The organism is Bacillus sp. C30 (assembly GCF_040838255.1).
GTDB lineage: Bacteria > Bacillota > Bacilli > Bacillales > Bacillaceae_G > Bacillus_A > Bacillus_A mycoides.
In genome coordinates this window covers 1-4,819 of sequence record NZ_JBFPJH010000253.1, presented here as the reverse complement: position 1 = coordinate 4,819, position 4,819 = coordinate 1, and the positions used below count along the sequence as shown (strand labels likewise).

The window sequence follows — 4,819 nt, the reverse complement described above, 5'->3', positions numbered from 1 at the left end:
TAGGAATTGTAGGAGCTTCTATTTCATTCCACGTAACTGTTACTAGTCTTCTTCCTATTTCAGTCGCATAGAAATACAAACTTACTGGTATCATTAATATACTTATGAAACTAATAATAAATATCTTTACGATTGATTTTTTTCGTTCTTTTTTTACATGATGCGTATTCATGTTTTCACCTCTAAAATCACTTTAAATCCTTATTGTTACATTAATGTGACAACATGAACAATGTTCGTTATATCCAATTTCATCCCCACTCACTTTGACAAATTTATACAGAAGTCATATCATTTTTTTATCATACATAGATTCTTTAAAATGTTCCTTCTATTCATTCTATCATTTTATTGAGGAGAGATTATTCATGTCTGTATTTACACCAGAAGAAATTACGGAACTTGCTGCTAATTCTGGAAGAAAAAAAGCTCATTTATCATTGCTCCCTATGCTAATTCTCGGTTTTTTTGGTGATGCTTTCATAGCATTAGGCTATTTACTTGATATCCATGTTATCGGAACAATGCCAAAATCTTGGGGATCATTTACTAGCTTTTTAGGTGCTGCCGTATTCCCTATCGGTCTTATACTCGTTATCCTTGCAGGCGGTGAATTAGTAACTGGCAACATGATGACCGTTTCAATGGCATGGCTTCACAAAAAAATCGACTTATTTCACTTCATACGAAATTTAGTTATTGTTACGTTTAGCAACTTCATAGGTGCTATATTCGTCGCTTATTTTTTTGGTCATATCGTCGGCTTAACGGAGGGAGCTTTTTTAGCAAAAACAGTTTCTATTGCACAAGCTAAACTACAAGATACACCACTGCAAGCCTTCATTTCTGCAATCGGGTGTAATTGGCTCGTTTGTTTAGCTGTTTGGCTCAGTATGGGAAGTAAAGAATTTATCGGAAAGATTGTCGGTATTTGGTTCCCTGTTATGACTTTTGTTGCGATTGGATTTCAACACGTTGTAGCCAATATGTTTGTCATCCCAGCTGCAATTTTTTCTGGTCATTTAACTTGGGTTGAATATTTTCCAAACTTCATTTTTGTTTTCTTCGGAAACTTAGTAGGGGGTATGTTATTTGTAGCATTACCTTATTTCATATCTTATAATAAGAAACTACCTTCCAATAAAGAGCAAACTGCATTAAAGAAAAAATCTGTATCCGCTTAAATTGAATGTCTATAAATTGGTCCTAAAAAATATTACAAATTTCATTTTTTTTGCGAATATATGTACGTACACTTGTTCTCGAATGTTTTATACGTTATAATAACAACTTAAATAGCATTATTTACATATGAGGTGAAAAACATGAATAAGACAGAATTAATTAAAAACGTAGCACAAAACGCTGAGATTTCTCAAAAAGAAGCTACTGTAGTTTTACAAACTGTAGTAGAATCAATCACTAACTCTTTAGCTGCTGGCGAAAAAGTACAACTTATCGGATTCGGTACATTCGAAGTTCGTGAAAGAGCTGCTCGTACAGGCCGTAACCCACAAACGGGTGAAGAAATGCAAATCGCAGCTTCTAAAGTACCTGCTTTTAAAGCTGGTAAAGAACTAAAAGAAGCTGTAAAATAATGAAAAATAGCCTTCTCATTTATGAGAAGGCTATTTTTTTCATGACATAATTAATAAAAATTTGACCATTATGCTGCTTATTTTGTTCCTTTATGCAAATAAAACCTTTGCTTTCAAAGAAAGGTTTTGCTGTAATACTCGCCTCTGTATATATATCCCTATGCTGCAAGTTCACTGCTTCTTTTTCTAACTTCTGTAGTATGTATGATGCTATCCTTTTTCCTTGATAATCTTTATGCGTAAATAAGCGATCTACGTAATGATCATCATTATAATCCCCAAATCCCACTATCACACCTTTATAATCAGCAACGTAACAAATATTCTTTTCTAAAGACTGTAGCCATCTCTCTCTATCTAGTCGCTCTGGGGCCCACGCCTGTAGCTGTAACTCGTTATAATCTTTCGCATTCACCGTATGAACCGTTTCATAGAACAATTGTAATACTTGCTCTAAATCCTCCTTCTGGAATGTTCTAATTTTAATATCTTTAAACATATGTAAAACTCCTTATCAAACTAACTCTTTTATTTCGGTTATCCGGATAATTATTTCGTGTTTATTTTCGAAACAGTTTCTTCCACTATATATGATTCTACTTCTGCTCTTTCTATATTATATCGACTTTTCCTTCTAAACGAACAATAAACAATACTCATACAAAGTATTGTTTATTGTAAAAAAGCATATTAAATTCGCTTTATAGCTGAAAGTGTTTAAGATTTCAATTTAACTCTTTGTAATCTTAATGCATTTAATACGACTGATACAGAGCTAAATGCCATTGCTGCACCTGCAACCCAAGGAGCTAAGAAACCGAGCGCCGCAATCGGAATTCCTAGGCCGTTATAAGCTAACGCCCAGAATAAATTTTGCTTAATATTTCTAATCGTCATTTTACTCATAAAAATTGCATCAGCAATACTATTTAAATCACCACGGATTAACGTAATATCCGCTGCTTCCATTGCTACATCTGTTCCTGTTCCAATTGCCATTCCAATGTCCGCTGTAGCAAGCGCAGGAGCATCATTAATTCCATCTCCAACCATAGCCACTTTCTTACCACTAGCTTGAAGTTTCTTCACTTCTTCTGCTTTTCCTTCTGGTAATACTTCTGCAATTACGTGATCAATACCAACTTGCTTAGCAATTGCCTGAGCAGTTTGTGTATTATCTCCTGTAATCATAACGACATCTAGACCCATTTTCTTAAGTCTTGCAATTGCGGCTTTTGAAGTATCCTTTACAGTATCTGCAACAGCAACAATTCCAGCATATTCCTTATCTATCGCAATAAGCATTGCTGTTTTTCCTTCTCGCTCTAGTTCTTCCATTGATTTAGAAACTTCTTCAATATCAATATTAAACTTCTTCATTAATCGGCGTGTACCAATTAATAATTGTTTTCCTTCGACAACCGATTCAATACCAAATCCCGGAATTGCTTCAAACGTTTCTGAACTTGGGATATCAATACCCTTTTCTTTAATTCCTTCAACAATCGCTTCTGCAAGTGGATGTTCAGAATTTCTTTCTGCTGCACCTACTAAACGTAGTATTTCTTCTTCGTGGAATCCATCTGCTACAATTACATCTGTTAACACCGGCTTCCCATTTGTCACAGTACCTGTTTTATCTAGAATAACTGTATCTAATCGATGCGTTGCTTCTAAATGTTCTCCACCTTTAAATAAAATACCATACTCAGCTGACCTTCCTGATCCCGCCATAATAGATGTAGGTGTCGCAAGACCTAAAGCACATGGACAAGCAATAACAAGTACTGCTATCATTTTCTCAAGTGCTCCGCCAAAATCACCAGGTGTAACAAATATCATCCACACCGCAAATGTAATAATAGCAATTACAACTACAACTGGTACGAAAATACCAGAAATTTGATCAGCTACCCTTTGAATAGGCGCTTTCGATCCTTGAGCTTCTTCTACTACTTTAATAATTTGAGCTAATGCAGTATCTCTACCTACCTTAGTAGCCTTAACTTTTAAAAATCCATTTTTATTCATTGTAGAGCCGATTACTACATCCCCAATTGTTTTATCAACTGGAATACTCTCGCCTGTTAACATCGATTCATCAATCGCTGACTTTCCTTCTACAATCTCACCATCTACTGGTATTTTTTCACCAGGCTTTACATAAACGATATCACCAGCTACCACTTCTTCGATTAAAATTTTCATCTCTGTTCCATCTCGCACAACTGTGGCAGTTTTCGCTTGTAGTCCCATCAACTTTTTAATAGCTTCTGATGAACGCCCTTTTGCTCTCGCCTCAAATAATTTACCTAAAATAATTAAAGTAATAAGTACCGCACTCGTTTCAAAATATAAATCTGTCATATGTTCTGAAGAACCAATTGATTGAATACTTAAATAAACACTATAGAAATAAGCTGCGGACGTTCCAAGTGCCACAAGAACATCCATGTTTGCACTTTTATTGCGTAGCGCTTTATAAGCACCAATATAAAACTGGCCTCCAATTATAAACTGTACTGGAGTTGCAAGAGCTAGCTGCACCCATGGGTTCATAAGCATATCAGGTAAATAAATAAAAGATGTAAATGAAAAATGGCTCACCATTGCCCACAATAACGGGAATGATAAAATAAATGAAATGATAAATTTCTTCTTTTGTCGTTCAATTTCTTGTAATCGATGATCAGTTGATGCATCTTGCTCATCTGATTTTACTTCTAATTTATATCCTAACTTTGTAATCGCGCTCTTCATTTCATTTACATTAATTTCATCAGGATTAAAGTCAACTGTAGCCGATTCTAAAGCAAAATTTACTGTCGCTTTATTCACACCTTCTAGCTTATTCAAACGTTTTTCTACTCTATTCGCACATGCTGCACATGTCATTCCCGAAACAGTAAACTCAGCTTTATCACTTACAATTCCATATCCTAACGATTCAACTTTTTCTTTAAATTGTTGCGGATTTGTTTTAGTTGGATCGTATATAACTTTTGTTTTTTCAAGTGCAAAATTTACATTTGCATCTTGAACACCTTCTACTTTTTTAAGACCTTTTTCAATTCTATTTGCACAGGCTGCACATGTCATGCCTGATATTTGGAGATTGGCCTCTTTTTGTTCATTCATGTCTCTCACCTCTATATACCCTTATAAGGTATAATTTTTAGCAAAATAAATCGTACTCCATATAAAGTACGATTTATTTCTAT

General features: G+C 34.7%; 4 protein-coding genes and 1 pseudogene. 2 read left to right on the top strand and 3 right to left on the bottom strand.

What is annotated here, in order from left to right:
• A pseudogene (locus tag AB3X49_RS17730) lies at window positions 1-172 on the bottom strand (metallophosphoesterase); the annotation flags it as partial.
• A 196-nt stretch (window positions 173-368) separates the two neighbouring features.
• Here AB3X49_RS17730 and AB3X49_RS17725 point away from each other — a divergent pair.
• Window positions 369-1,184, top strand: coding sequence for a formate/nitrite transporter family protein (locus AB3X49_RS17725; protein WP_367963734.1), 816 nt, complete (start codon window positions 369-371; stop codon window positions 1,182-1,184).
• A gap of 141 nt (window positions 1,185-1,325) precedes the next feature.
• Window positions 1,326-1,598, top strand: a complete 273-nt coding sequence (hbs, locus tag AB3X49_RS17720) for a non-specific DNA-binding protein Hbs (RefSeq protein ID WP_002033657.1) — start codon at window positions 1,326-1,328, stop codon at window positions 1,596-1,598.
• Between the two features lie 19 nt (window positions 1,599-1,617).
• On the opposite strand, the gene AB3X49_RS17715 is transcribed toward hbs, so the two are convergent.
• Both AB3X49_RS17715 and AB3X49_RS17710 read right to left on the bottom strand, forming a co-directional pair.
• On the bottom strand, window positions 1,618-2,097 hold the full coding sequence (locus AB3X49_RS17715) for a GNAT family N-acetyltransferase (protein ID WP_002033656.1): 480 nt from the start codon (window positions 2,095-2,097) through the stop codon (window positions 1,618-1,620).
• A gap of 218 nt (window positions 2,098-2,315) precedes the next feature.
• A complete protein-coding gene (locus AB3X49_RS17710; protein WP_367963731.1) occupies window positions 2,316-4,736 on the bottom strand; it encodes a heavy metal translocating P-type ATPase in 2,421 nt (806 codons plus the stop codon).
• Window positions 4,737-4,819 lie beyond the last annotated feature (83 nt).